Below are 1265 nucleotides of genomic sequence, written 5' to 3'. Positions count from 1 at the left end.
AGCGAAATTCCTTGTCGGGTAAGTTCCGACCTGCACGAATGGCGTAACGACTTCTCCGCTGTCTCGACCGTGAACTCGGCGAAATTGCAGTACGAGTAAAGATGCTCGTTTCGCGCAGAAGGACGGAAAGACCCCGGGACCTTTACTATAGCTTGGTATTGGTGTTCGCTTGTGCTTGTGTAGGATAGGTGGGAGACTGTGAAGCTGCGGCGCCAGCCGTGGTGGAGTCGTCGTTGAAATACCATTCTGGTTCAAGCGGTCACCTCAACCTTGGCCCGTGATCCGGGTTGGGGACAGTGCCTGGTGGGTAGTTTAACTGGGGCGGTTGCCTCCTAAAATGTAACGGAGGCGCTCAAAGGTTCCCTCAGCCTGGTTGGTAATCAGGTGGCGAGTGCAAGTGTACAAGGGAGCTTGACTGTGAGACCGACGGGTCGAGCAGGTGCGAAAGCAGGAACTAGTGATCCGGCCATGGCACGTGGGTGCGTGGTCGCTCAACGGATAAAAGGTACCCCGGGGATAACAGGCTGATCTTGCCCAAGAGTCCATATCGACGGCATGGTTTGGCACCTCGATGTCGGCTCGTCGCATCCTGGGGCTGGAGTTGGTCCCAAGGGTTGGGCTGTTCGCCCATTAAAGCGGTACGCGAGCTGGGTTCAGAACGTCGTGAGACAGTTCGGTCCCTATCCTCTGTGCGCGTAGGAAACTTGAAAAGGGCCGTCCCTAGTACGAGAGGACCGGGATGGACGAACCTCTGGTGTGCCAGTTGTACCGCCAGGTGCATGGCTGGTTGGCTACGTTCGGGAAAGATAACCGCTGAAAGCATCTAAGCGGGAAACTTGCTTTGAGATGAGGTTTCCACACCCCCCTGGGGTGGAAGGCCCCCGGCAGACTACCGGGTTGATAGGCCAGAGGTGGAAGCACCGCGAGGTGCTCGTGAGCCGACTGGTACTAATGGGCCGACACTAAACACAAACACATCAACCACACTGTTTACACCGTATGGTTGACAGACACTATAGAGTGCTCGTCAAACCACTATACGGATCACAACCAACACAAACCCCCAAAAGCCGAACGCGCGGCGAACACGCGCGCGGCGAACACGCTCGGGGGTATTCAAGTGAATATGGTTGAACCATCTTGTGGTGGTCATAGCCGCGGGGAAACGCCCAGCCTCCATTCCGAACCTGGAAGCTAAGCCCGCAAGCGCCGATGGTACTGCACCTGGGAGGGTGTGGGAGAGTAGGACACCGCCACAACACACT

2 rRNA genes are annotated in these 1265 nt (G+C 56.7%); both read left to right on the top strand.

The features are described from left to right. Window positions 1–973: ribosomal RNA gene (locus tag HMPREF1627_RS02145) — 23S ribosomal RNA — on the top strand; the annotation flags it as partial. A 168-nt stretch (window positions 974–1141) separates the two neighbouring features. After that, a 5S ribosomal RNA gene (gene rrf, locus HMPREF1627_RS02140) occupies window positions 1142–1259 on the top strand. Window positions 1260–1265: the final 6 nt, after the last annotated feature.

The sequence above is a fragment of the Actinomyces sp. S6-Spd3 genome (assembly GCF_000758755.1).
Classification (GTDB): Bacteria; Actinomycetota; Actinomycetes; order Actinomycetales; family Actinomycetaceae; genus Pauljensenia.
This window is presented reverse-complemented; position numbering and strand designations above follow the sequence as displayed.